27 protein-coding genes and 1 other RNA gene are annotated in these 25,627 nt (G+C 43.8%); 13 read left to right on the top strand and 15 right to left on the bottom strand.

What is annotated here, in order from left to right; genetic code table 11:
• Positions 1-24 precede the first annotated feature (24 nt).
• On the top strand, positions 25-564 hold the full coding sequence (hpt, locus tag ACO59Y_RS06870; protein ID WP_486131821.1) for a hypoxanthine phosphoribosyltransferase: 540 nt from the start codon (positions 25-27) through the stop codon (positions 562-564).
• 63 nt (positions 565-627) lie between these two features.
• On the opposite strand, the gene ACO59Y_RS06865 is transcribed toward hpt, so the two are convergent.
• A complete protein-coding gene (locus tag ACO59Y_RS06865) occupies positions 628-846 on the bottom strand; it encodes an HP1242/YdcH family protein (RefSeq protein WP_373602865.1) in 219 nt (72 codons plus the stop codon).
• A gap of 250 nt (positions 847-1,096) precedes the next feature.
• Here ACO59Y_RS06865 and serS point away from each other — a divergent pair, with 250 nt between their 5' ends.
• The 5 genes from serS to folK all read left to right on the top strand — a co-directional run bounded on the left by serS (position 1,097) and on the right by folK (position 4,799).
• On the top strand, positions 1,097-2,386 hold the full coding sequence (serS, locus tag ACO59Y_RS06860) for a serine--tRNA ligase (RefSeq protein ID WP_486131818.1): 1,290 nt from the start codon (positions 1,097-1,099) through the stop codon (positions 2,384-2,386).
• 86 nt (positions 2,387-2,472) lie between these two features.
• Positions 2,473-2,661: a helix-turn-helix domain-containing protein gene (locus tag ACO59Y_RS06855; protein WP_486131816.1), complete on the top strand. Its 189-nt coding sequence runs from the start codon at positions 2,473-2,475 to the stop codon at positions 2,659-2,661.
• Positions 2,662-2,669: 8 nt separating this feature from the next.
• Complete coding sequence (locus ACO59Y_RS06850; RefSeq protein WP_486131814.1) at positions 2,670-2,765, top strand: IS3 family transposase; 96 nt, start codon at positions 2,670-2,672, stop codon at positions 2,763-2,765.
• 252 nt (positions 2,766-3,017) lie between these two features.
• Positions 3,018-4,319, top strand: a complete 1,302-nt coding sequence (pcnB, locus tag ACO59Y_RS06845) for a polynucleotide adenylyltransferase PcnB (protein ID WP_486131851.1) — start codon at positions 3,018-3,020, stop codon at positions 4,317-4,319.
• A gap of 3 nt (positions 4,320-4,322) precedes the next feature.
• Positions 4,323-4,799 carry a 2-amino-4-hydroxy-6-hydroxymethyldihydropteridine diphosphokinase gene (folK, locus tag ACO59Y_RS06840; protein WP_486131812.1) on the top strand — a complete coding sequence of 159 codons (477 nt, stop codon included), beginning with the start codon at positions 4,323-4,325 and terminating at the stop codon, positions 4,797-4,799.
• 116 nt (positions 4,800-4,915) lie between these two features.
• On the opposite strand, the gene ACO59Y_RS06835 is transcribed toward folK, so the two are convergent.
• The 4 genes from ACO59Y_RS06835 to ACO59Y_RS06820 form a co-directional block, all read right to left on the bottom strand.
• Positions 4,916-5,755 (bottom strand): endonuclease/exonuclease/phosphatase family protein, encoded by an 840-nt coding sequence (locus ACO59Y_RS06835; RefSeq protein ID WP_486131810.1) that lies wholly within the window; start codon positions 5,753-5,755, stop codon positions 4,916-4,918.
• A gap of 109 nt (positions 5,756-5,864) precedes the next feature.
• Positions 5,865-7,793, bottom strand: coding sequence for an LTA synthase family protein (locus ACO59Y_RS06830; protein WP_486131808.1), 1,929 nt, complete (start codon positions 7,791-7,793; stop codon positions 5,865-5,867).
• Positions 7,794-7,851: 58 nt separating this feature from the next.
• Positions 7,852-8,532: a tetratricopeptide repeat protein gene (locus tag ACO59Y_RS06825; RefSeq protein ID WP_486131806.1), complete on the bottom strand. Its 681-nt coding sequence runs from the start codon at positions 8,530-8,532 to the stop codon at positions 7,852-7,854.
• 2 nt (positions 8,533-8,534) lie between these two features.
• Positions 8,535-9,251, bottom strand: a complete 717-nt coding sequence (locus ACO59Y_RS06820; protein WP_486131804.1) for a YwiC-like family protein — start codon at positions 9,249-9,251, stop codon at positions 8,535-8,537.
• 111 nt (positions 9,252-9,362) lie between these two features.
• Here ACO59Y_RS06820 and ACO59Y_RS06815 point away from each other — a divergent pair, with 111 nt between their 5' ends.
• Positions 9,363-9,713: a RidA family protein gene (locus tag ACO59Y_RS06815; protein WP_486131802.1), complete on the top strand. Its 351-nt coding sequence runs from the start codon at positions 9,363-9,365 to the stop codon at positions 9,711-9,713.
• Between the two features lie 85 nt (positions 9,714-9,798).
• Complete coding sequence (locus tag ACO59Y_RS06810) at positions 9,799-10,200, top strand: Z-ring associated ZapG family protein (protein ID WP_486131800.1); 402 nt, start codon at positions 9,799-9,801, stop codon at positions 10,198-10,200.
• Between the two features lie 76 nt (positions 10,201-10,276).
• Here ACO59Y_RS06810 and cysS read toward each other — a convergent pair whose 3' ends face one another.
• Positions 10,277-11,656, bottom strand: a complete 1,380-nt coding sequence (gene cysS / locus ACO59Y_RS06805; protein WP_486131798.1) for a cysteine--tRNA ligase — start codon at positions 11,654-11,656, stop codon at positions 10,277-10,279.
• Positions 11,657-11,757: 101 nt separating this feature from the next.
• Between cysS and ACO59Y_RS06800 the strand changes: the two genes are divergently transcribed.
• Both ACO59Y_RS06800 and ACO59Y_RS06795 read left to right on the top strand, forming a co-directional pair.
• The gene (locus tag ACO59Y_RS06800) at positions 11,758-12,267 is read left to right on the top strand and encodes a peptidylprolyl isomerase (protein WP_373602853.1); all 510 of its coding nucleotides are present in this window, start codon (positions 11,758-11,760) and stop codon (positions 12,265-12,267) included.
• A 93-nt stretch (positions 12,268-12,360) separates the two neighbouring features.
• Positions 12,361-13,149, top strand: coding sequence for a TatD family hydrolase (locus ACO59Y_RS06795; RefSeq protein WP_486131849.1), 789 nt, complete (start codon positions 12,361-12,363; stop codon positions 13,147-13,149).
• Here ACO59Y_RS06795 and nrdG read toward each other — a convergent pair.
• Entirely contained in the window at positions 13,146-13,613 is a 468-nt protein-coding gene (gene nrdG / locus ACO59Y_RS06790; protein ID WP_373602852.1) for an anaerobic ribonucleoside-triphosphate reductase-activating protein, read from the bottom strand. The two genes, ACO59Y_RS06795 and nrdG, sit on opposite strands and share 4 nt — an antisense overlap.
• Positions 13,614-13,864: 251 nt before the next feature.
• Here nrdG and ffs point away from each other — a divergent pair.
• Positions 13,865-13,963: signal recognition particle sRNA small type (ffs, locus tag ACO59Y_RS06785), an RNA gene on the top strand.
• A gap of 20 nt (positions 13,964-13,983) precedes the next feature.
• On the opposite strand, the gene cydC is transcribed toward ffs, so the two are convergent.
• The 5 genes from cydC to ACO59Y_RS06760 all read right to left on the bottom strand — a co-directional run bounded on the left by cydC (position 13,984) and on the right by ACO59Y_RS06760 (position 21,116).
• Positions 13,984-15,711, bottom strand: coding sequence for a heme ABC transporter ATP-binding protein/permease CydC (cydC, locus tag ACO59Y_RS06780; RefSeq protein WP_486131795.1), 1,728 nt, complete (start codon positions 15,709-15,711; stop codon positions 13,984-13,986).
• On the bottom strand, positions 15,711-17,483 hold the full coding sequence (cydD, locus tag ACO59Y_RS06775; RefSeq protein WP_486131793.1) for a heme ABC transporter permease/ATP-binding protein CydD: 1,773 nt from the start codon (positions 17,481-17,483) through the stop codon (positions 15,711-15,713). Before cydD ends, cydC begins: the two co-directional genes overlap by 1 nt.
• Positions 17,484-17,589: 106 nt before the next feature.
• Complete coding sequence (trxB, locus tag ACO59Y_RS06770) at positions 17,590-18,543, bottom strand: thioredoxin-disulfide reductase (RefSeq protein ID WP_486131792.1); 954 nt, start codon at positions 18,541-18,543, stop codon at positions 17,590-17,592.
• Positions 18,544-18,820: 277 nt separating this feature from the next.
• Positions 18,821-19,678, bottom strand: coding sequence for a co-chaperone YbbN (locus tag ACO59Y_RS06765; RefSeq protein ID WP_486131790.1), 858 nt, complete (start codon positions 19,676-19,678; stop codon positions 18,821-18,823).
• Positions 19,679-19,766: 88 nt separating this feature from the next.
• Complete coding sequence (locus tag ACO59Y_RS06760) at positions 19,767-21,116, bottom strand: GntP family permease (protein WP_486131789.1); 1,350 nt, start codon at positions 21,114-21,116, stop codon at positions 19,767-19,769.
• A 226-nt stretch (positions 21,117-21,342) separates the two neighbouring features.
• On the opposite strand from ACO59Y_RS06760, the gene ACO59Y_RS06755 reads away from it, so the two are divergent.
• On the top strand, positions 21,343-21,870 hold the full coding sequence (locus tag ACO59Y_RS06755; RefSeq protein ID WP_373602846.1) for a gluconokinase: 528 nt from the start codon (positions 21,343-21,345) through the stop codon (positions 21,868-21,870).
• 144 nt (positions 21,871-22,014) lie between these two features.
• Here ACO59Y_RS06755 and gntR read toward each other — a convergent pair whose 3' ends face one another.
• Positions 22,015-23,010 (bottom strand): gluconate operon transcriptional repressor GntR, encoded by a 996-nt coding sequence (gntR, locus tag ACO59Y_RS06750; RefSeq protein WP_486131787.1) that lies wholly within the window; start codon positions 23,008-23,010, stop codon positions 22,015-22,017.
• Between the two features lie 129 nt (positions 23,011-23,139).
• Here gntR and selD point away from each other — a divergent pair, with 129 nt between their 5' ends.
• Positions 23,140-24,183, top strand: a complete 1,044-nt coding sequence (gene selD, locus ACO59Y_RS06745) for a selenide, water dikinase SelD (RefSeq protein ID WP_486131786.1) — start codon at positions 23,140-23,142, stop codon at positions 24,181-24,183.
• Positions 24,184-24,237: 54 nt separating this feature from the next.
• Here the strand turns inward: selD and hemH are convergent, their stop codons facing one another.
• Both hemH and ACO59Y_RS06735 read right to left on the bottom strand, forming a co-directional pair.
• The gene (hemH, locus tag ACO59Y_RS06740) at positions 24,238-25,209 is read right to left on the bottom strand and encodes a ferrochelatase (RefSeq protein ID WP_486131784.1); all 972 of its coding nucleotides are present in this window, start codon (positions 25,207-25,209) and stop codon (positions 24,238-24,240) included.
• The gene (locus tag ACO59Y_RS06735; RefSeq protein ID WP_373602842.1) at positions 25,206-25,622 is read right to left on the bottom strand and encodes a hotdog fold thioesterase; all 417 of its coding nucleotides are present in this window, start codon (positions 25,620-25,622) and stop codon (positions 25,206-25,208) included. Before ACO59Y_RS06735 ends, hemH begins: the two co-directional genes overlap by 4 nt.
• Positions 25,623-25,627: the final 5 nt, after the last annotated feature.

The raw sequence follows: 25,627 nt of genomic DNA, 5'->3' as shown, positions 1-25,627 counted from the left end.
CTCATTACCTAAAAAGGAAATAAAATGAAAAAACATCATGTTGATGTGTTGATTTCGGAAGAGGACGTAAAGTCACGTATTGTTGCATTAGGCGAAGAAATTACGGCTTTTTATCAAGCAAAACAAATTAATAAACTCATCGTGGTAGGATTACTACGCGGTTCGTTCATGTTTATGGCGGATCTGGTACGCGAACTGAAATTGCCCATTGAAATTGAATTTATGACGACATCAAGTTACGGTAGCGGAATGACGACCAATCATGATGTAAGAATTAGCAAAGATTTGGAAGGTGATATTCGTGGCGAACACGTACTTATTGTGGAAGATATTATCGACACCGGCTATACGTTGGAAAAAGTACGTGAAATTTTGAATTTACGCGAGCCGGCAAGTTTGGCTATTTGTACTTTACTGGATAAACCGTCGCGCCGTGAAGTGCAGGTGGCGGTGGAATGGGTAGGTTTTGAGATTCCCGATGAATTTGTGGTGGGCTACGGTATTGATTATGCACAATGTCATCGTCATCTTGGCTATATCGGCAAAGTTATTTTAGAAGAATAATGTGAAAATGGAGAATAAAAAATGCGCTTAAAAATTAAGCGCATTTTTGTTATTCAAATATCCTCATTCAGCCGCTTTTTTTCTTAAATAAGCATAAAGTTCGTCTTTAATCCGTAATTTCTCTTTTTTCAAAATCTCAATTTCTGTATGAGTTGCAAGTTGAATGTTTTCTTCTTTGCTTTTAATTTCATGATCCAATTCGTTATGTTTTTCAAATAAACGATCAAAATAGGCATCGGTATTTTTAAGTTTAGTGATTAAATCTCTAAATTCGGGAAACATGGGCAAGCTCCTGTGATAGTTAAAACTGGCTTCACTTTACTCCTTTTACAAAAAATTAACAGAATGAAATCTTAAAAGTTTGAACCGGATCACAAAATAAAGTGGCTTGATGGGGACAAGCAAAAATGATTAACGCATGCCATATATTTTATAGAATCCTTGTTATTAAAAGGCTTTTAACTGGTTTATTTTACCAATTCACGATAGAATAACCGCATTTTTATTTCAACGAAATGTAAGGAAAAATATCATGATCGATCCGAATTTACTTCGCAATAATTTAGCGGAAACGGCAGAAAAATTAAAAATCAAACGTAATTTCATTTTGGATACAGAAAAACTCATCGCTTTGGAAGAGCAACGTAAAGCGCTTCAAGTACAAACCGAAACTTTGCAGGCGGAGCGCAATACCCGTTCGAAAGCGATTGGGGCTGCCAAAGGGCGCGGCGAAGATATCGCGCCATTACTCGCTGAAGTGGACGATATGGGGAATCGATTAAATGAGGCGAAAACGCAATTGGATGCGGTGCTGTTAGAGATCAACAAAATTGCGTTAAGTATTCCGAATCTTCCGGCAGAGGAAGTGCCACTCGGTAAAGATGACACGGAAAACTTTGAAATTTTACGTTGGGGCGTGCCGCGTACCTTTAATTTTGAAATTAAAGATCACGTCACCTTGGGCGAACTGGCGGAAGGCTTGGATTTCGCTGCTGGCGCCAAATTAGCCGGTGCGCGTTTTGCCGTGATGAAAGGACAAATCGCCAAAATGCATCGTGCATTGGCGCAATTTATGTTGGATTTGCATACTGAACAACACGGCTATTTAGAAACTTATGTACCTTATTTGGTGAATCACGCGACCCTTTACGGCACAGGGCAATTACCGAAATTCGGCGAAGATTTGTTTCACACCAATGCACTTGAAGGCGAACAACCTTACGCACTGATTCCAACTGCCGAAGTGCCTGTTACCAATTTAGTGCGCGATGTGATTATCGATGAAGCGGAATTGCCAATCAAAATGACTGCTCACACTCCGTGTTTCCGTTCTGAAGCGGGTTCTTACGGACGCGATACGCGTGGTTTAATTCGTATGCATCAATTTGACAAAGTAGAAATGGTACAAATCGTCGATCCGGATAAATCCATGGAAGCTTTGGAAGAGCTTACCAGCCATGCAGAAAAAGTGTTGCAATTGTTAAATCTTCCATATCGTAAAGTGCTACTTTGCACTGGTGACATGGGGTTCGGTTCTTGTAAAACCTATGATTTAGAAGTATGGGTGCCGGCACAAAATACATATCGTGAAATTTCTTCTTGCTCTAACATGTGGGACTTCCAAGCGCGTCGTATGCAAGCGCGTTGCAAAGCCAAAGGTGATAAGAAAACCCGTTTGGTACACACTTTAAACGGCTCGGGTTTGGCGGTCGGTCGTACGTTAGTCGCTGTACTTGAAAATTATCAAAATGAAGACGGCTCAATTACCGTACCTGAAGTTCTGCGTCCGTATATGGGAGGCTTGGAAGTGATTGGCAAATAATTGCCGGTAAAATAAAAATGCGGTGAATTCTGATCTGCACTCCAAAAGTTGGATTCAACAACCAACAATTGAGGTGCAGATTTTTTATGGGTAAATATCACAGAACAGAATTTAAATTACAGGCTCTCCAACCTATTTTGAATGGAAAAATGAGTATCAGAGAAGCCACAGGTTTTTACAATATTCCTTCTAACACATATGTGGCAATGGAGCATTTGGAGGCAACTAAAGACGGAATGTTTATGGCAAGGAATTTAAAACAAAAGAGAAAATAGTAGAAGCAGTGAAGGATTATTTGGATTACTATAACCACCGACGAATTCAACTGAAATTAAAAGGACTGAGTCTGATACAATATCGTTGTCAGTCCTTGAATTAATCGTCCGGGTTTTTGAGGTCAGATCAAATTTGACCGCACTTTTGTATTTCTTACAGTTAATAAAAAACGGAGCACATTATTCTTACTTATATCAAAAATTTGTTCGGCAAAAAGAAAAAAGCCCAATCTCAACAAGCTCAAAAACAACCTAGCCAAACAAAAATGTCTTCTAGACGAGCCGAGCAAACATCAAAAGCACCATATGTCGATAAAAAATCGCCCAAACCAACTGCTCGTTTTGACAAGCACGTTATTAACGCCTCACATTTCAATATTCACCCGCAACGTTTTAGTCGCAATGCGCTGACCGTAGTGGATAAATTACAACGCCAAGGTTTTGAAGCCTATATTGTCGGCGGCTGTATTCGTGACATATTGCTCGGCAAACATCCGAAAGATTTCGACGTAGCGACCAACGCGCGTCCCGAACAAATTCAACAAATTTTCCAACGCAAATGTCGGTTGATAGGACGCCGTTTCCGCTTAGCGCATATTATGTTCGGCCGCGATATTATCGAAGTCGCGACCTTCCGCGCCAGTCACAGTGATGCACTAGGCGAACATCAAGCCAAACGAAATGATGACGGTATGTTGCTGCGCGATAACGTGTACGGCAACATCGAACAAGATGCCGAACGGCGCGATTTCACCGTCAACGCCCTTTATTATGACCCACAAAATAATACGCTGCGCGACTATTTCAACGGTATTGAAGATCTGAAAGCCGGCAAATTGCGCTTAATTGGTGATCCGGTAACCCGTTATCAAGAAGATCCTGTGCGAATGTTGCGTTCCATACGTTTTATGGCGAAACTCGATATGTTCCTTGAAAAACCAAGCGAACAACCGATTCGTGAACTGGCTTATTTACTGAAAAATATTCCGCCGGCGCGTTTATTTGATGAAAGTTTAAAATTATTACAAGCCGGTCAAGGTCTGAAAACCTATCGTTTATTGCGTCAATACGGATTGTTCGAACAACTCTTTCCGGCTCTCGTGCCTTATTTTACGGAAAAAGAAGACAGCTTCGCCGAACGTCTGATCAGCACCGCATTGACTTCCACTGACGAGCGCATTGCCGATAAATTACGCATTAATCCGGCATTTTTATTCGCCGCATTTTTCTGGTATCCACTACGCGAAAAAGTAGAAGTATTAAAAAATGAAGGGGGGCTAAACAATCACGACGCGCACGCACTAGCCGGTACAGAAACTTTAAATTTATTCTGTCGCACCCTTGCCGCACCGCGTCGCCACACCGCAACAATTCGTGAGATTTGGTTCTTACAATTGCAGTTGCAAAAACGCACCGGCGCCGCGCCAATGCGCACGATGGAAAATCCAAAATTCCGCGCGGCATTCGATTTACTTATGATGCGCGCCGATATTGAAGGCGGCGATACGGTGGAGCTGGCGAAATGGTGGCACGAATTTCAGCTCAGCAACGGCGAGCAACGTACTCAACTGGTCAAAGAACAACAACGTTTGCACCCACAGCCAAAGAAAAAATACTTTCGCCCGCGTAAACGCCCTAAACAGAAACCGACGGAATAACCTATGGCCATAGCTTATATCGCTCTCGGCAGCAATTTACATACGCCGCGTGAACAACTTAAACGCGCGCTCAACGCGCTGGCGCAATTGCCGCAAACCCAATTGATGGCGGTCAGTTCGTTCTATCGAAGTAAGCCGCTCGGCCCACAAGATCAACCCGATTATCTCAATGCGACAGTTGAAATCAGCACCGCATTGAGCCCGCTTGCCTTGCTGGACGAACTGCAACGAATTGAGAATGAACAAGGCCGCGTACGCTTACGGCGGTGGGGCGAACGCACGTTGGATTTGGATATTTTGCTTTACGGCGATGAAATCATTCAAACCGAACGACTCACCGTGCCGCATTATGATATGCATAATCGGGAATTTGTGATCGTACCATTGGCGGAAATTGCACCGAATCTGATTTTGCCTAACGGGCAAAAACTCGCCGAATTGGCCGATCGTTTCACTGTTCATCAAATGGAAAAATGCTAACTAAAAAAAACGACCGCATTGAAGCCCCGTTCCGCGGGGCTTCAATGTGAAGGTTGCAATGCCAAGACTTTAATGGAATGTTGTTTGCGCTCGCCACCTAAACTGCTTTCCCAAACTTAATCCAATTCCACCTCAACCCACAGTGGCGCATGATCAGACGAGTGCACTTTTTCAGTTTTAGCGGAAATCACCTTCAATCCTCGCACAAAAACATAATCTAACGGATGAGCTAAAAATCGCACCCGTTCATCGGGAGAAAACCTTACTTCTTGCAATCCCGCCGCCATTGCAAATTCATCGATAATCTGTTTTCGCTGCGCATTCCAGGCATTAAAATCACCCGCCAAAATAACGGTGCCTTGATGTTTTCGAATCAGCGTAAAAACTTGTTCCAACTGTCTCCGATAGTTCGTCGGGCGCCATTCAAAATTAATTAAATGCACATTAATCACTAATAATTCGCTGCCGTTTTTAAGCGGAAACGTCATCGCACCGACCGCTTTCGGAACACGGATCCACGGCTCGCGTTGGACAAAACCGCAGTAAGTTTGCGGTACAAAACGCGCAAAAGTTTTCACGCCGAAAAGCTGATCTTGATAAGTAAAACCCGACACCAAAAGTGTGGCGGGAAATCCCGCAATCACTTGCTCATGCGCAGCCTCTTGTAATAAAACGAGATCCTGCTCTTGCGAAAAGCGGGCTAAATCCGGTTGCCAACCTGCATCAGCGCCTTTATGAATATTCCAAGTCAGCATTCGGAAACGTTTCTGATCTAAAAATGGCACCGCATTGGAGCCGGTAAAACATTCCGTACCGTTCGCTTTAAATACATTTTGCAGCGGCATTTCCGTTTGAATTCGAGCGGGTACAAAAATCTGTAACTGGCTGAACGCATAAACGCCATAGGCAATGCCTGCCGTTAGCAAAATCGCCAAAATTTTATTGCGCTTTTTCATCACTTTATTGTTCTTAAATTTAATTTCTAAAATTTACTCTTTGTTCGGCGATAAAAAAGGCGGCCGAAAAACCCTTGTCTTCCGGCCGCGCAGTTATGTTATTTTGCCGCTACTTCTTCTCATCGCCCATTTGATATAAGCGATTTTTATATAAATAGCTGCCTAACAAAGCATACGCCAACGCTTCTTTTTTCATCGCGACCGGCACGTCTTTTTCAGTAAGATTTTCGCTCGCTTTGTCGTAATGATAGCCTTTGGCACCACCGCCTGCGGTTTGAATAACAACATCATAGTTGCCTTTCATTAACGCTTGTGTTTGGTCAAACTGCATTAACGCGCGATCCGGGTTGACATTTTGAGTCAAATCAAATCCCATCATCGGATAATTGCCGCTCACGCCCGCCAAAGAAAGTAAGGTGGTCGGCATATCAATTTGGCTGACCAAGCGATTGTCGCGACGTGGTTCGATACCACCGCCTAAAATTAAGGACGGAATATGAAAATGCTTAATCGGCATTAAAGAGGCACCCGCTACGCGTGAGTCATGGTCGGCAATCACCAAGAAAATGGTATCGTTCCAGTAATTAGATTTTTTCGCCAATTCAAAGAAATGCCCCACGGCGTAATCGGCATATTTTGCACTGTTGTTGCGGGTTGCTTTCGGTTGTTCGTACAGTTCGATTTTGCCGTCCGGAAATTCAAACGGATCGTGGTTGCTGGAACTGAATACCAAACTGAAAAACGGTTTGCCTTCATCATGTAATTTGTTGAAGGTTTCGTTGGCTTTGTCAAATAAATCCTCATCACTCACTCCCCAAGTGGCGGTGAATTTCGGATTTTGGTAGTCCTGTTGATCAATAATGGTTTGAAAACCGTTGCCGTAGAAGAAACTCGCCATATTGTCAAAATGCTTTTCGCCGCCGTAAATAAAAGACGTGTCGTAGCCTTGTTTAGCTAACAATTCCGCGATGGTAAAAAAGTTGCGTTGCGCGTTATTAAGCTTCACCACGGCACGTGCCGGCGTCGGCGTGAAACCTGCGGTTACGGCTTCAATACCGCGTACAGAGCGCGTTCCGGTCGCATAAAGGTTCTCAAATAACCAGCCTTCTTCAGCCAATTTATCAATATTCGGTGAAAGTGGTTTGCCGCCTAAAGTGCCGATAAATTGCGCACCGAGACTTTCTTGCAACAAAATTACGATATTTTTTGGCTTGCCTTGATAGGTCGCGTGATTTTTCGTTAAGGTTGGAAATTTGTCGGAAATGTAATCGCTTTGCGGACGGCCACGGCTTTCCTTCAGGATACGCAACATTTCGTCGTGATCCATTTTGCCGTACATTTCGGAGGATTTTTCTTCGTCTTTAAATTGTTGTGCGGCGTAAAGTACCGAATAACCGGAATTCAACACCAACGAATTGACCAATGCATCAGAGGAAAAAGCCACCATCGCCGGGTTAATGCCGCGATGTTGGAAACTGGAACGCGCACCGATAAACGCCACGGCGATTACCAATAAAGCAATAAACGGACGAACTTTCCAGCTCATCGTACGTAAATTTTTTACAGCCCAAGCGGATAATTTCCAATAAATTAGCGCCGCGATAACAGTACTGAGTAGGCTAAACAGCACCGCATTGAAGTGCCCTTCCATCAGCATATTGAACACTTCTTTCGGATAAATTAAGTATTCGATGAACAGACGATTTGGACGAAAATCGTAAGTTTCAATAAAAGCCGGCGTAGCAATTTCCATAAAAAGAATAAATACGCTGCCGGCGGTTAACCACACCCGAAGGATTTTTGTCCAAAGGCGGCTAGGATGAAACAGCACGCTAAACAATGCCGGTACGCCGAATAAATAGCAAAGCGCCACAATATCGATACGCAGGCCTTGCAGAAAAAGTTCCGCCCAGCCGTTGACGGCGGATACACGATCCGCTTGCCAAAGGGATAATCCGAGGCGGGATAAGGTAAAAATCAGTAAGTTGATCAACACGAAAATGAAGATCGGGAATAATGGGGAACGATTGCTTTTCATAGAGTTTGTTTCTTGTTAAAAATGGCGTCCTTTCGGTCGCCGACGACTTCCGCACGCATTAACGAAGACGGAATAAACGTTGCCGCGCAGTGGCTTTAATGCCTTCCGGCACATCTGCGGACACTAAAATTTCACGGTAAATCAACGAGGCGAGACGTTTATTGGCGGTCGTGCCAATCCCCTCGTCGTAGTAAATCGCCAAACGAAGCTTCCCTTCCGGATTATTTAAATCGGCGGCTTTTTTCACCCATTCGAAAGATTTGGCTTTGTCTTGTTGATTAAAATAAATTTCCGCCAACATCAACATCGCGTCTAAATCTTTCGCTTTGGCGCTGGTTTCGAATAATTTGATTGCTTGCGAAACATTTTTTTTCACATAACCACCGTTGTAATACATCACCGCCAAATTATTAATCGCACGAATGCTGCCGTGTTCGGCCGCCTCACTAAACCACCAATAGGCTTTTTCCTGATCTTTCGGCACACCGCGACCAAGATTGTAAAGCATACCGAGATTGCCTTGCGCCAACACGTTACCTTCTAAAGCGAGAGGTTGAATAATGTCAAACACGGATTTCCAATCTTGCTTGTTAGCAAAATCCTGCGCCAAACTCATGCGCTGTTGCTCCGTTAATTCCAATGCGGTGCTGTTTGAGCCGTTCAATGATGGCGTCTGCGCTGCAAGGGAAAGGCCGGAAACACTTAAAAGTACGCTACAAATAAAAGAAATTTTTTTCATATTTATAAGGTTTCGAGTAAAAGAAAAATAAAGAATACGGCGCTAACAGCAAATTCTGTGAGACCGACTTGCTTAACGGAAAGTTTCTTGCGCGGTAAATAAACGGCGCGTAACCAAGCGACAAAAAATGCCGCGGCCAGATAATATTGTGCGGTTGCTGCAAAATATGCGACGAGAAACGAATGAAAAACGATGGAGGCACGCAAATATTTCGGATTTTTACGTTCGCGCATCACAGATTTTACATAAAGCGTGGTACCAATAAAAAAGAGTGCGGGATAAACCGCAACCCACCAAATTTTGGTATCCAAAGCGCGCTCGGAAAAGTAATAAGCGCCCATGCCGGCAAGGGCAAAAATAACGATCCCCGCTAAATCATTTAATAAATTGCGTTCGTCTTTTTGTTTGGTGTAATAAATATTTACTGCGACAAACGGCAACATGGCAAACATAAAATACAAAATGCGCCAATTATAAAATAATGCGGGTAAAGCGAATATCAGCGTGGCAACGGCGTAGATTAACGTCCATTTACGATATTCCGCCAAATTTTTGCCTTTGAACAAACTTAAGAAAGGATAGGTCATCAAATAAAGGGAAAACCATGCCAGAAGCAGAAAGAAATGCGCCCAAACAGGGGTTGTTAAAAGCATACCGTAAAGAAAGGGTAACAATGCCATTACTATGGCGCCGTGTTGATTGGAAATAAGTAACTTCATATTAGCATTTGTTGAGAATAATTATCGCGCATTCTACTCTAGTAAAGTAAGATTTACAAAGACTTCACCGACTCTTAAAATGCGCTAAATTAACACTTGAAGGAGAAAATGATGTCAATTCGACATATTCGAGCAAGCGCCCGTTTTTGTGAAGTATCCGTTCATAACGGCGTCGCCTATTTTGCCGGACAAGTGCCGGAAACGACGGTCGAGCAAAATGCTTACGCGCAAACGAAAGAAGTACTTGAACTGATTGATAGCTTGTTAGCAGAAATTGGCTCGCATAAAAGTCGCATTTTAAATGCGCAAATTTTTTTGGCGAATATGCAGGATTATGCCGAACTGAATCAGGCTTGGGACGAATGGGTCGATTGCGCAAATCCGCCGAGTCGCGCCACAGTAGAAGCGAAACTTGCCGATCCGCGCTGGAAAGTGGAAATTGTGATTAGTGCTGCGGTTTAAATGTGAAATTTGTGATCCGCGGCAAAGAAAGAAATATTGAGTTGGCGTAAAATTCACCCGTACAAACAACCATAAGGAGTAAATTATGCAACTTTGGACAACCGAAATGTGGCAAGCAGCAAGTATCGGTTTAATCATCGGTATGCTTATCGGCTATTTAATCGTGCGCTTCACTAAAGGCTCGATTAAACATCAAATGCAAACCAAAACAGAGCTCAAAAACGTGAAAGCGCAACTTGAAGCGCAAAATGTACAACTTGAAAAACACTTCGCCGAAAGCGCCGAATTGTTCAAAACGCTCATCGGCGATTATCAAAAACTCTATCGCCACTACGCTCATTCTTCTGACACCCTGCTCGGCAAAAATCCAAAAGGCTTGTTTACCCAACAATTAGTTACGGCTGCCGATAAACCGCAAGAAGAACCGCCTCGCGATTATTCCGAAGGCTCTTCAGGCTTATTTAAACCGAACGAAGAAAAAGCATAACTTTTCACATAAAATTTAATCAGAGTGCGGTCGGGAAAAATGATTTCAATTCTGACCGTATTTTTTTATTGTTTCACTATTGTTTACGCCAAGTCGTTCCGTTCGGGCCATCCTCCAACACGATTCCCATTGCGCTAAGTGCATTCCGTGCGGCGTCTGCGGTTGCCCAATCTTTTGCAGTGCGGGCTTCATTACGCTGTTTAATTAAAGCTTCAATTTGGATGATTTCGACGTCGTTAGAACCAGCTTGTAAAAAGGTTTCCGGATCGCTTTCGAGCAAGCCTAAAATCTTGCCAAGTTGACATAAACGTGCAGCCAAACCGTTGGCTTTCGTTGCATCTTCAGTTTTTAGTTTGTTCAACTCACGTGCCATTTCAAATAACACAGAAAGCGCATTTGGCGTGTTGAAATCGTCATCCATCGCTTCACGGAAGTTCGCCACAAAATTTTCCCCGCCAAAAGGCAGCGCATTTTTATCGGTACCGCGCAATGCGGTGTATAAGCGTTCTAACGCTTGTTGTGCAAGATTTAAATTTTCTTCGCTGTAGTTGAGTTGGCTACGATAATGGGCGGTAAGCAAGAAATAACGCACGGTTTCTGCGTGATAATGACTTAACACATCACGAATAGTGAAGAAATTGCCAAGGGATTTTGACATTTTTTCCTTATTTACCATAATCATACCGGAGTGAATCCAATAGTTCACATATTTGCCGTCGTGCGCGCAACAAGATTGGGCGATTTCATTTTCGTGGTGCGGGAACATTAAATCCGAACCGCCACCGTGAATATCAAAATGATTGCCAAGCCATTTGCCATTCATCGCCGAACATTCAATGTGCCAACCCGGGCGGCCGGCTCCCCAAGGCGAAGGCCAACTCGGTTCATCCGGTTTGGACATTTTCCACAAAACGAAATCCATTGGATTTTTCTTGATTTCGTTGATTTCGATACGTGCGCCTGCTTGTAGTTGCTCTAAATCTTGGCGCGATAATTTGCCGTATTCTTTAAAGGATTCTACATCAAACATCACATCACCATTATCCGCCACATAAGCATGCCCACGTTTGATGAGTTGTTCTACGATATCAATAATTTCCGGAATATGATGCGTTGCGCGCGGTTCAAAATCCGGGCGAAGCATGTTCAATGCATCAAAATCTTTATGCATTTCAATTACCATGCGATTTACCAGTTCGTCGCAGGTTTCTTTATTTTCTAATGCGCGTTTAATAATTTTGTCATCTACGTCGGTAATGTTGCGTACGTAAGTCAGGTTATAGCCTAAATAGCGTAAATAACGGGCGATCACATCGAAAGACACGAAAGTACGTCCGTGGCCGATATGGCATAAATCGTAAACGGTGACGCCGCAGACATACATTCCAACGTGGTTTTCACAGATAGGTTTAAAAATTTCTTTTTCTCGGGTCAGGGTATTGAAAATTTTCAGCATGTTTAACTCGTTAGGAGATTGGAAAATGAACCGCGCTTTTATAGCACTTTTGGTGCGATTGTGGAATAATACGGCCCTTAATTTTTCAGAAGGAAAACAAAATGGTTACGTTACATACAAATTTTGGCGATATTAAAATTAAATTGGATTTTGACAATGCACCGATTACCGCAGAAAACTTTTTAAATTATTGTAAAGAAGGCTTTTATAATAACACGATTTTCCACCGCGTAATTGACGGCTTTATGATTCAAGGCGGCGGAATGGAGAGTGGAATGCGTGAAAAAGCCACCAAAGCGCCGATTAAAAACGAAGCGAATAATCGTTTAAGCAACAAGCGCGGTACCATTTCGATGGCGCGCACTTCTGATCCGCATTCGGCCAGTTCGCAATTCTTTATCAACGTGGCGGATAATAGTTTCTTGGATTACCGCTCAAAAGAAATGTTCGGTAAAGAAGTGGTGCAAGAATGGGGCTATGCGGTGTTCGGCGAAGTGGTTGATGGCATGGACGTGGTAGATAAAATCAAAGGCGTGAAAACCGGCAACCAAGGCTTTCATCAAGATGTGCCGAAAGATGATGTGGTGATTCAATCGGTTTCAGTTGAGTAATTTAGATTGCAAGGACGAATGACATTCGTCCTATATTTTTTTCAGTTTATAATTGATGGGCAAATGCGATTTGCTTTTACAATAAAAAATATTATGCCCTTTTTCGATACCCACACCCATCTTGATTATCTCCAACAATTCACCGGCGAACCGCTCGCTCAATTGGTTGAACACGCTAAACAAGCCGGCGTTGCGAAAATTCTCATTGTTGCGGTGCTTCAACGTGATTTCAAAATTATCCAGAAAATGACCGCACTTTTCCCGGAAAATTTGTATTATGGGCTGGGATTACATCCGCTTTACATTAAAGAACATACAGAAAATGATTTGGTTCTGTTGGAACAAGCCTTGGCAAACCGTGATAAAAATTGTACAGCAGTAGCGGAAATTGGCTTGGAGCATGCGATTCCTGAATTACTCACTGACAAGCTTTGGCAAAAACAATGCCACTTTTTTGAAAGCCAGCTTTATTTTGCGAAAAAATTTGATTTGCCGGTGAATATCCACAGCCGTAAAACCCATGATCAAATTTTTACTTTCTTAAAACGAATTTCTGTACCGAAACGTGGCGTGGTGCACGGTTTTGCCGGCAGTTATGATCAGGCAAAACGTTTTGTTGAACTCGGTTATAAAATCGGCGTGGGAGGAACGATCACTTATGAGCGTGCGAATAAGACCCGTCAAGCCATTGCTAAATTGCCATTGGATTCCCTCGTGCTGGAAACTGACAGCCCGGATATGCCGGTATTTGGTTTTCAAGGTCAGCTTAATCGACCTGAGCGTATTGCGGAAAGTTTTAAAGCGCTATGTTCGTTAAGAAACGAAACGCCGGAGTTGATCGAACGAATCACTTGGCAAAATGCTGTGGCATTATTTGCTTAAAGTTTAAATCGGTGAATCACCTGATTTGCTGAACCCCGCCAAACTAAACTCGGATCTGCTTGTTCCTGAATAAACTTGCCATCAATTAACACATCAATATAAGGCAACATTTTGCGTTGTTGTTCGTCAAGTTCGTCAAGTTTATAGCCTGTCCATACCCAAATATCTTTATCGGGGCATTCGCGCTTCACCCGTTGCACAAAAGGTAACAGGGTTTCTACATTGCGCGGGTGCAATGGATCACCGCCCGAAAGGGTTAAGCCTTGGCGTTTGATTCGCGTATCTTTCAAATCGTTGATAATTTGTTGTTCCATTGCCTGGTCAAATAATGCACCAGCGGAAAAAGACCAACTTTTTTGGTTATAGCAACCTTTACAACCATGAGTACAACCGCTGACAAAAAGCGTGCAGCGGGTGCCTTCGCCGTTAACGACATCGGTGGGATAGTATTGTAAATAATTCATTTCACTTTATTTAAAATAATCATATTGTGCAGAGGCCCCGCAGGGCGCGGCTCCAATGCGGTGCTAATTTTGAGGATTATTTTATTTCGTTGGACCTTTTCATTGTCGCTTTATAAACATTGTATGTGCAAGATAAAAATGATCGGTTTAAATTCTCGCCAAACCCATGGCATTTTACAATTAATCTTTGCAATGATGAGCCGATTCTTGCATAATAGCGCGCAATCGCATCAGCGATATCAATGGAAACCTTCTCGGTCTCTCGCAACGGTGTCCGGTTTACTCGGTCAGGTTCGGAAGAAAGCAGCCAAAGTCGGAATTGCTGTGTGCCGAGAATAAGCTGGGAAGGTTTCCGCCCAACCTCTTTTCTTTACAACCGTTCAATTAATCTTCTAAAAAATCCGTTTTCTTTCGTGATTAAACTTTCGTAATTGCCTTGCTCAATGAGTTTGCCTTCATCAATCACGCAAATTTTGTCGAATTGTTCAATGGCCGTTAAACGGTGTGTCACCATAATTAAGGTTTTATTTTCCGCGTGTTGCAAAATTAAGCGCAAAATTCGGCGTTCGGTTTCACGATCCAATCCTTCCGTTGGCTCGTCTAACAACAAAATTGGCGCATTATTAAGTAAAATACGCGCGAGTCCCAAGCGACGCTGTTCACCGCCGGAAAGCGGACGGCCGCCGTCACCAAGCCAAAGATTCAACCCTTGTTCTTGTTCGAGCAGTTTGCCTAAACCCACTTGATTTAGCACTTCCGTCATTTTTTCGTCAGAAATTTTTTCAAGGCGAGCAAATTGTAAGTTTTGACGAAGCGTGTCGCTAAACACGTGTACACGTTGAGTTAAAAAACACATTTGGTTGCGTAAGGTATTTTCTGAATAAGCGGAAATCGGTTTTTCGGCTAACAATAATTCGCCCTGATTCGTGTCGTAATTACGCACTAAAAGCTGAAGCAAAGTGGATTTCCCGCTGCCGGTTTTGCCAAGAATAGCGATTTTTTGTCCTTGATGTAAATCTAATGTGAGATTTTTTAAGACGGGATCTTCTTGCTCCGGGTAAGCAAAACTTAAATCTTTCGCTGAAATTAAGTTTACTTTTTCTTCAAATTTGGCATTGTCGTTAAATTCGACCAAGGGTTTTTGCTCAACAATCTCGGTTACACGATTTGCGGCCGCAATTACTTGACCGATATGCAAAAAAGCAGCGCCTAAAGGCATAATGATTTCAACGGCAGCTAATGCGGCGAAAGTGAAAAGGGCAATAAATGCCATGCGATATTCATCGTCACCAAAATCCGCTTGTGAACTAAACCACAGCATTCCACAGACCAATAAACCATTTAAGAACATCACAAGTGCGGTAGAAAACCCGCTTAGTTTTGCTTCTTTGTCTTGATCGGCCTGCCAATTTTTCTCTATTGTAACCATTTTTTCTTTTAACCGATCTTCTGCATTGAACAACAAAAGTTCAGCTTGTGTTTGGATAAATTCTAAAAATTGCGTGCGGTAAGCGGCGCGTGTCTGAATTAAACGTTCGCCGAATTGTTGTCCTAAACGATAAAAAATCGTTGGAATGGCAATAAGCAATAGCAATAAAAAGGTGCCCAAACCCAATGCGAGCGGAGCATTAATAAAACTTAAGCCGATGGTCATTGCCGTAATCACAAAAACAGCACTGAAGAAGGGCGCAAGTAAGCGTAAATAAAGGCTGTCTAGCGTGTCCACATCAGAAACCAAGCGGTTTAATAAATCGCTGTTGCGATAACGATTTAATACGGCCGGGCTAAGCGGAATGATTTTACTGAACACTTGCACGCGCAATTTGGCCAAAATGCGAAATGTCGCATCATGGGTAACCAGTTTTTCGAAATAACGCGCAACGGTGCGTCCGATTGCCAAACCGCGCACGCTGGCAGACGGATAGAAAAAGTTAAACAAAGTGCCGAGTCCGGCAATTGCAGTTGCCGCCAAGAACCAGCCTGAAACCGTGAGCAAAGCCATACTGGAGCCAAGCCCGAGTATCATCAGTAGCAATCCTAAAATCAGCGGTAATTTAGCGAATCTAAATAAACGTATAAAAGGCAGTAGGGCGCGCATTATTGAATATCCTGTTGTCGTTGTGCTAAAAGTTCGGCGAAAAAGCCTTCGTTTCGTAGGGTTGCAAAATAGCCTTGTTGCACGATTTCACCGTTTTGCATTACAAAAATTTGATCGCATTGTTTTAAATCTTCAATGCGGTGCGTAATCATGAGTGTAGTTTGACGACGACTCATTTCATTGAGCGCCTGAAGCACAAGATTTTCCGATTGTGCATCAAGGCTTGCTGTCGGTTCATCCAAAAGCAGCAGCTCCCCCTTGCGAAGTAACGCGCGTGCAATGGCAAGGCGTTGCGCTTGCCCTACGGAAACGCCCAATCCGCCGTCTTTAATTTTATACTCCAAGCCTAATTTATCGATGAAATCTTTAGCTTGCGAACGGGCTAAAGCGCGCTCAATTTCTTCATCGTTCGCTTGAATATCGCCAAGCAAAAGATTTTCTTTAATTGTGCCTTGCAACAACAACGGATTTTGTCCTACCCAAGCAATGTGTTTGCGCCAGTCGGCGAGATTGCTTTCATGTAATTCTTGTCCATTGATTTTGAGTGAACCTTCGTAAGCTAAAAAGCCTAAAATTGCATTCATTAAAGAGCTTTTGCCGGCACCGCTTTGACCGACTAACGCTACATTCTGATTCGCAGCAATATGAAAGGTTAATGGTTTAGTCAATGCGGTGCCGTGCGAGGAAAGCACGACCAAATTTTCTGCTGAAATTTCTATTGTGCGTTCTGACGCGGTTTTGATAGGAATTGTTTTTTCACTTTGTCGAACGGTTAAATAATCCGCTTCCAAGAAATCCACGATAGCATCTGCCGCACCAATACCGGCTGCGCGGTCGTGATAATAAGTGCCGAGATCGCGCAGTGGCTGGTAAAACTCGGGCGCGAGAATTAAGCAGAAAAAACCGCTGAATAGGGTAAGTGGCGCACCGTAGCTGCCGAAATCCAACTGTCCCAAATAGCTAAAGCCAAAATACACCGCCATCAGAGCAATAGAAACGGATGTGAAAAATTCCAATACGGCGGAAGATAGAAAGGCCAGTTTTAGCACGTCCATGGTGGTTTTGCGGAAATCTTCCGTGCTGTTTTCGATATGTTGGGTTTGTTCGGCGGTGCGGTTAAAAAGACGCAAGGTTTCAAGCCCGCGTAAGCGATCTAAAAATTGCGCGCTCAACCGAGCTAATGTATCCATATTTTTTTGGCTGCTGTCCGCCGCTGCAATGCCTACCAGAATCATAAAAATAGGCACAAGCGGAGCAGTGATCATTAAAATCAAACCGGCCGCCCAGTTTAACGGAAATACCGCAATTAAAATGACTATCGGTACAATGGCGGAAAGGCTTTGTTGCGGTAGAAAACGGGCATAGAAATTATGCAGGTTTTCAACTTGTTCCAGCATGATACTTGCCCAACTGCCCGCCGGTTTTTGATTAATCGTCGCCGGGCCGACAAGGTGAATTTTGTCGAGAATTTTTTGCCGAATATGACTACGTAATTTACGACCGCATTGGAAGCCGATTTTTTCCCGCGCCCATAGAATCACTGCACGTAAAGCAAATCCGGCAATTAACCCGAGAAAATAAGGAATGAGTTCATTACGTGGCACATTTTGCATAATCAGCTTATCAAGTAGCGTAGCCAGAAAATAGGTTTGTGCTACTAAAATCAGCGCGGAAAGCGTGGCAAGGGCGATATTCGCGCCCATGAGTTTTTTGATGGGTTTTTGTTGAGCACGAAGCCATTTTTGTAAGTATTTTTGGCGAAGTTTGTTCATGGGTTTTACTATTATAGGATTGGCGAGTATGTGAATTTGAAAAATCTACACACAAGAAATGGATAACAGGTGCATGAAACGTTGTTTCATACACCCTAAATTTTAATTACGCTTGAGCATCCAAAAATTTTTCTGCATCCAACGCCGCCATACAGCCCGTTCCGGCTGAAGTGATGGCTTGACGATAGTTATGATCCATCACATCACCGGCGGCGAATACGCCTTTCACGGAAGTGGCGGTGGCATTGCCGTTAAGGCCTGATTTCACCACGATATAACCATTGTTCAATTCCAATTGGCCTTGGAAAATTTCCGTATTCGGTGAATGACCGATTGCCACGAATAAACCATCCAGACTAAGTTCTTCTTTTTCACCGGTTTTAGTGTTTTCTAAACGCAAGCCGGTTACTCCCATATTGTCGCCCAACACTTCATCCAAAGTGCGCTCGGTGTGCAGCACGATTTTGCCTTCTTCCACTTTTTTGTATAAGCGGTCGATGAGAATTTTTTCTGCACGGAAGCTATCGCGACGGTGGATCAAATGTACGCAACTTGCGATGTTGGCTAAATAAAGCGCTTCTTCAACGGCCGTGTTACCGCCACCGATCACGGCGACCGGTTTGTTGCGATAAAAGAAACCGTCACAGGTCGCACAAGCGGAAACGCCGCGGCCTTTATAGTTCTCTTCGGAGGGAAGGCCAATATAACGCGCAGAAGCACCGGTTGCGATGATTAAAGCATCACAGGTGAAATTTTGTACATCGCCATAAAGTTTGAATGGACGGGAAGACAAATCCACACGATTAATGTGATCGAACAGGATTTCGGTGCCGAATTTTTCTGCATGTTGCAACATTCGTTGCATTAAGCTTGAGCCGGTTGTCATTTCAAAATCACCCGGCCAGTTTTCGATTTCGTCGGTGGTGGTAAGTTGACCGCCTTGTTGAAGGCCGGTAACGAGAACCGGTTTTAAATTAGCGCGCGCTGCATAAATCGCCGCCGTATAACCGGCAGGGCCGGAGCCCAAAATTAATAGTTTGGCGTGTTTGATATCTGACATAAAGTATCCTTGTTTATGATTTGATGATTAAATCTTCGGGCTCTTCATTGTGGTATGTCGAGCGCGTCTCAAAAAGGCGAATATAACGAAGTGCTGAATTAGCACCGCATTGAAACCGTTTGAAAATTGAAATCGTTTGGCGGCGCGTTTGATTGCTATTTTGCGCTTGACTAAAATGATATCGCGAATCAGCACCGCATTGAATTCCCGCCCTTTGTTTTTTGATACTCTCGGCACAAACGGAGCGAAAGCGAGGGGCGGATTATAAGCTTTTCTATTAATACAACAGTGAATAAAGCAATCGACGAAATTTATTCGTCAGCGGATCGCTGTTTCCCATGGCGCTTAAAATGGCTAAAAATTGTTGTTTCACTTCGCCGTTCAGGATATTTAAATCGGTTTTTAAAATACTGAACAGTAGCGTCAACGCTTCTTCATTTCTGCCTGCTTGGTGCAATTGTACGGCAAGTTTAACGGCGATTTCGGGTGTCGGATTGTTGGCGTAATCCGTTTGCAATTGTTGAATTTCGGGCGTATCGGCTGCTTGAATCAGTAATTCAATTTGCGCCTGCAAACCTTGCCAGCGACTGTCGCGATCTTGTAATGGAATTTGGTTCAAAATTTCTTGTGCCGGCTCGGTTTTCTTCATGGCGATATAGGTTTCGGCATAGAGCAGCGCCGCATCGCTATTTTTTTTATTGGACAATTCCCAAGCGTCTTTTAACAGTGGCAATGCCGCATCGTAGTTTTCTACCTGTAAGAAATCCAAGGCTTGTTGGAATTTTAACTCTTCTTCTTTTGGCAAAATTGTGCTTAAACGCTGAATTAATGTTGCTTCATCAAGCGTTCCCGGAAAGGCGTCTAAGGCTTGCGCTTCTTTGAATAAATAGGTGGTTGGTAACGCTTGAATACGGAATTGCGCGGCAAGCATTGGTTCTGTTTCACAGTTTACTTTACCCAAAATAAATTGGCCTTGATATTGCTCAGCCAGCCGTTCCAACAGACTTAAAAATTCTGTTGAAGACTGATGGCTCGGCGCATAGAAGTTGAGCACTAGCGCTTTTTCAAGGGATTGTTGCAGAATTTCGGTGAGATTTTGTTCGTTAATATCAACGATAAAAGAAAAATCAGCCATGTTTTATCCTTACGGCAAAAATAATGGCTGATTTTAGCAAAGTGTGGTCGATTTTAGAAATGGTTTAAGGTCGACAGCACTTCAAGGATTAAAGAATCACACTACCGATTAACGCGATAATAAAGCCCACCACACCGATAGAGGTTTCAAGAACGGTCCAAGTTTTTAATGTGGTTTTAGTGTCCATTTCAAGAAAGCGACTCATTAACCAGAAACCTGAGTCATTTACGTGAGAAAGCACGGTAGCACCTGATGCAATCGCAATGACGATAAAGCAAAGGTCAAATTGGCTTAAATCGGTCGCTGCGGCAACGGTCGGTGAAATTAAGGCGGCGGCAGTTGTTAATGCAACGGTGGCAGAGCCTTGCGCTACACGCATCACCATGGCAATAACAAAGGCGGCAACAATAATTGGCATTCCGGTATCAGACAGCATGGTAGAGAGTACGTCGCCGATACCGCTGGCGCGTAATACACCGCCGAACATTCCGCCGGCACCGGTCACTAACACGATGGAGCAAATTGGACCTAAGGCGTTATCGCAGATTTTTTCGATTTGTTCGTAGCTACGTTGATCTTTTAATAACAAAATCGCTACGATTAAGGTAATTAATAGTGCAATTGGCGTTTTACCGATTAAACGTAAGACTTCCACCCAAGTTTGTGAACCATCAATCACTTTCGCCACGCTTAATGTGTTTAAGCCGGTGTCGAATAAAATTAAGATAATTGGTAACAACAAAACGGTGATTACGCGCGCGAAACTCGGCGGATTCTGTACGGAGGTTTCGCTAATGGCAACCGCATTCAAGAAGGCTTTCGGTAAATCGACATGGATTTTCTTACTGATGTATGTACTAAATAAATAGGTACCGATATACCAAGTAGGAATTGCGCAAATTAAACCGACCACGACCAACAATCCCATATTTACACCAAGCAAATCGCCGGACGCCACCGGGCCAGGATGCGGTGGTAAAAAGGCATGCATCACGGCAAATGCACCGGCCACCGGGAAGGCATAACGTAATACAGAACCGCCGAAGCGTTTCGCTACGCTGAACACGATCGGTAACATCACCACAAGACCGGCATCAAAGAAAATCGGGAAACCAAAAAGTAACGCCGCCACGCCTAATGCGAAGGGGGCTTTTTGTTCGCCGAATTTGTTGATTAAGGTATCCGCCAGCACTTTAGCGCCACCGGTGATTTCCAGCAAACGCCCGATCATCGCACCTAAGCCCACTAATAAGGCGACAGCGGCCAATGTATTACCAAAACCGCCGAGCAATGTCGGCAGAATTTTTTCTACCGGAATGCCGGCGGCAAGCGCCGTGAGTAAGCTCACGATAATTAATGCCACAAAAGCGTGGACTTTGAATTTAATGATAAGTAAAAGCAGCAATAAAATTGCGGCAATCATAATAGCAATAAGCATAGGAAATCCCCTTGTTGAATTGTTACGGGTAACATACTCTTAATTCTTAGCTTGGTAAACGATTGCTTATTAAAATTGTGAGCTTGTTCACATTATTTTTACTCTCAAAAGTCGATTGATTTTTATAGAAAATTTATTTTGTGAGTATGATCACAAAATAAAATGTTACTGGTAACATTTTGATGTGAATTCCGGTATGGTAACGAAAACAATGAAGGAGTATCCGATGAGTGAACATGAGCAACAAGGCAAAAGTTTTATTTTAATGGGCGTTTCCAGTACCGGGAAAACTTCGGTAGGAACGGAAGTCGCGCATCGTTTGGGGATAAAATTAATCGACGGCGACGATTTGCATCCGCGCGCCAATATTATCAAAATGGGCGAAGGGCATCCGCTTAATGACGATGATCGCGCGCCTTGGTTAGAGCGTATTCGCGATGCGGCCTTTAGTTTGGAACGTAAAAGCGAAGTGGGGATTATCGTGTGTTCGGCGTTAAAGAAAAAGTATCGCGATTTGATTCGCGACGGCAATGAAAGCGTCAAGTTTTTGTTTTTGGAAGGTTCTTTTGATTTGGTGCTTGAGCGTATGAAACGACGCAAAGGGCATTATATGAAAACGGAAATGCTGAAAAGTCAATTCGATACTTTAGAAGTGCCGGGTGCAGACGAACCTGATGTGATTCATATTGATATTGATGGCAGTTTTGACGAAGTCGTGGAACGTTGCATTAATGCCTTGAAGCCGTTGATTTAATTTTGACTGCTGATTCGGCAGTTCAATGCGGTGCTAATTCGGCACTTCAATGCGGTGCTGATTCGGCAGTTCAATGCGGTGCTAGTTTGGCACTTCAATATAATTTTCATTAGTCGTTGCTCAGCATAAAAAGCCTGTGCAATATTACAGGCTTTCTCCTAAATGAATTTTAAATCCTAAATCAATCATTTCTTCTTTTAACGGTTCGCCGTTTAAGCGCGCGATTAATTCTTGTGCGGCCCGTTTGCCGATGTCCAAACGTGGTGTAATCACCGTGCCGAGCTTTGGCGTGACAGAAAAACCGACATCGTGTCCGTGGAACCCGGCAATGGCGATTTGCGTCGGCACCGCAATGCCGAGGCGCTGACATTCAAATAGCGCGCCGATGGCCAGATCGTCGTTGGTGCAAAAAATGCCGTCGGTTTGTGGCCGTTTGGTTAAAATTTCACGCAATTGTTTGCCGCCCAAGGTGAATGACGAGGCTTCTTCGGTAATTAGGCTATAAGGTTCCAGTCCGTATTTTTTCATGGCTTGTTCGTAGCCTTGCATTTTGAGTTGGGTGCGTTTATCCATGCGCGCAGTGAAATACACGATATTTTTATGTCCGCGCGAAATCATCGTTTCCACTATTGATTGCGCCGCCGCCACATTATCGAAACCGATCACTTGTTGAATGCCCGCTTGGCTACTGTCCATAATTTCGATCACCGGAATGTTTGCCACTTCAATCATTTTTAGCGTGCGCAACGAATGGTAATTTTCCGACAAGATCAGCCCGTCCACATTATAGGAAAGCAGGCTTTCGATGCGGTCCTCTTCCTTTTTGACGCTATAACCGTAGTGCGCCAGCATGGTCTGATAGCCCGCTTCGTCGGCGATCAGTTCAATGCCTTTCAACACGTCGGCAAAAACGTGATTGGTGAGCGATGGCAACAGTACGCCGATGGCTTTGCTTTTCGCGTTGGATAATATTTCCGGTGCACGATTGGGTATATAACCGAAGCGCTCGATAGCCGCAGCAATGCGGTGCCGGGTTTCTTGTGCGACGGCGTTCGGATTGCGCAAATAGCGGCTGACTGTCATTTTGGTGATGCCGAGATGTTCGGCGATGTCTTGCAGAGTCGGGCGTTTGTGTTTCATTGTTACAATAAGCAAAAATCGGTAAATTAAAATTTTCGCGGCAGTATAGCAAAAACGTTTGATTTTTTGACCGCACTTTCATCGCAAAAAAGGTATAATTCGCCATCCATTTATCACAAGGAATGCAGTATGACGGACGAAATTCGTTTAACTCAGTACAGCCATGGCGCGGGTTGAGGCTGTAAAATTTCGCCTAAGGTGTTAGGGACTATTTTACAAACGCAACTTGAAAATTTTGTCGATCCGAATTTATTGGTCGGTAATGACACAGCGGATGACGCGGCGGTTTACGATTTGGGCAACGGTAGCGCGATTATTAGTACTACGGATTTCTTTATGCCGATTGTGGACGACCCTTTTGATTTCGGACGCATCGCGGCAACCAATGCCATCAGCGATATTTTTGCCATGGGCGGTAAGCCGATTATGGCAATTGCGATTTTAGGTTTTCCGATTAATCAATTACCGGCGGAAATCGCACAAAAAATCGTCGATGGCGGACGTTTTGCTTGTCATCAAGCGGGCATTTCTCTTGCCGGAGGGCATTCTATTGATGCGCCGGAACCAATTTTTGGCTTGGCAGTAACGGGCGTGATCAATACGGAAAAAGTCAAACGTAATGCGTCGGCGCAAGTCGGTTGTAAGCTTTATTTAACCAAACCGCTTGGTATCGGCGTGCTGACTACCGCGGAGAAAAAAGGCAAGCTAAAAGCCGAACACCAAGGCTTAGCAACAAAAATGATGTGCCGGATGAATAGCATCGGTAGCCGATTTTCTGAAGTGGACGGCGTGACAGCAATGACGGATGTGACGGGGTTCGGTTTACTTGGACATTTGATTGAAGTCTGCGAAGGTGCGAATCTCAATGCGGTGCTATTTTTCGATCGCATTCATACGCTGGATGGCGTGCCGGAATATATTGCAGAAGGCTGCGTGCCGGGCGGTACGACGCGTAACTTTGACAGTTACGGAGATAAAGTCGGCGCTTTAACGGATTATCAAAAAGCGGTGTTGTGCGATCCGCAAACCTCAGGCGGTTTGCTGGTGGCGGTGAAACCGGAAAGTGAGCGACAACTTCTTGATATTGCACAGCAAGAGGGAATTGAGATTTATGAAATCGGCAAGCTGATCGCGCGTAAGCCGGAAGCGCGAATCTTGGTGGAAATTCGTTAAAACAATGAGAACGTAAAAAGCGCGGCATTGAACCCGCGCTTTTTTATGCGATTTTTATATGATTTTTTCTAAAATTAATTTTCCCATCATTGCAATGTGCGCGGGCACCGCATTCAAGGCCGGAATATATTGATAAGACTCGCCGCCATGCGTTAAGAAATACTCGCGGTTTTCTTCATCAATTTCTTCAATGGTTTCCAAGCAATCTGCAGCAAAACCGGGACAAATTACCGCAATTTTGTTAATCCCTTGCGCACTTGCATTTTGCAAAAACTTATCGGTGTAAGGCTGTAACCATTCTTCGCGACCAAAACGCGATTGGAAGCTCATCGCCCATTGGTTTTTCGTTAAACCAAGCTTTTCCGCCACTGCGATAGTGGTTTGTTTGCAATGTTCGCGATAATAATCGCCCATATTTTCATAACGCAGCGGGATGCCATGATAAGAGAATAACAAAAACTCGTCAGCTTTTAAGCGCGCTTGAACGGATTGTGCCAAGGCATTAATGTAGTTTTCATTTAAATGATAGGAATGGATAAAATCAAAAGGCACAAAACCGCGTTCTTGTTTCAGCGCATTGGCAAAAGCATCAAGCAAAGCGCCCGTAGTGGTACTGGAATATTGCGGATAAAGCGGCAAAACGATAATTTTTTCCACCTGACTTTTAAGCAAATTTTTGACCGCACTTCGCATTGACGGATTGCCGTAAGTCATGGCGATTTCAACTTGCACATCAATTCCTTGTGCGCTCAAATAAGTTTGCAATGCCTGTTGTTGCTGTTTGGTAATGGCGAATAAAGGCGACCCTTGTGTTGTCCAAATGGCTTGATAATTTTTCGCGATGCGTTTGGAACGTAGCGGTAAAATAATCGCTTTTAGTAACGGAAACCACTTCCAGCGCGGTAAATCCACCACGCGCGGATCCGTTAAAAACTCCCATAAATAGCGGGAAATGGCGGAAGATGTCGGTTCGTCAGGCGTGCCTAAATTGGCTAAAATGACTCCAAATTTTTTTGTTATTGTCATAGCGTGATAATAGAAAGCGTTAATCGTGCAAGGCAGCAAAGTTTATCTTCTTCCGTGCGGATGTCAATTTGCCAAACATGGGTATTGGGGCTTAAATTAATTGGCGTCGCTTTGGCCGTGACTTTGCCTTGTCTCACCGGGCGAAGATGATTAGCGCTGATCTCTGCTCCGAGCACCGCATTGCCTTCCTCCACAGCAAGAAAACCTGCCAGCGATCCGACGGTTTCCGCCAGCGCTACCGAAACGCCGCCGTGCAGTAAACCGAAAGGCTGTGTCGTGCGATGATCTACCGGCATGCTTGCTTCCAACCAATTGTCGCCGAATGCTGAGATTTCGATGCCGAGATGTCCCACTGCACAGTTTTTTCCCATTTCGTTAAGTTGCGGCAGTGTAAATGTTTTTTTCCAGATCATTAATT

It is taken from the genome of Rodentibacter sp., from assembly GCF_057314195.1.
Note: the sequence above shows the minus strand (reverse complement) of the source record. Positions and strands in the feature narration are given on the sequence as shown.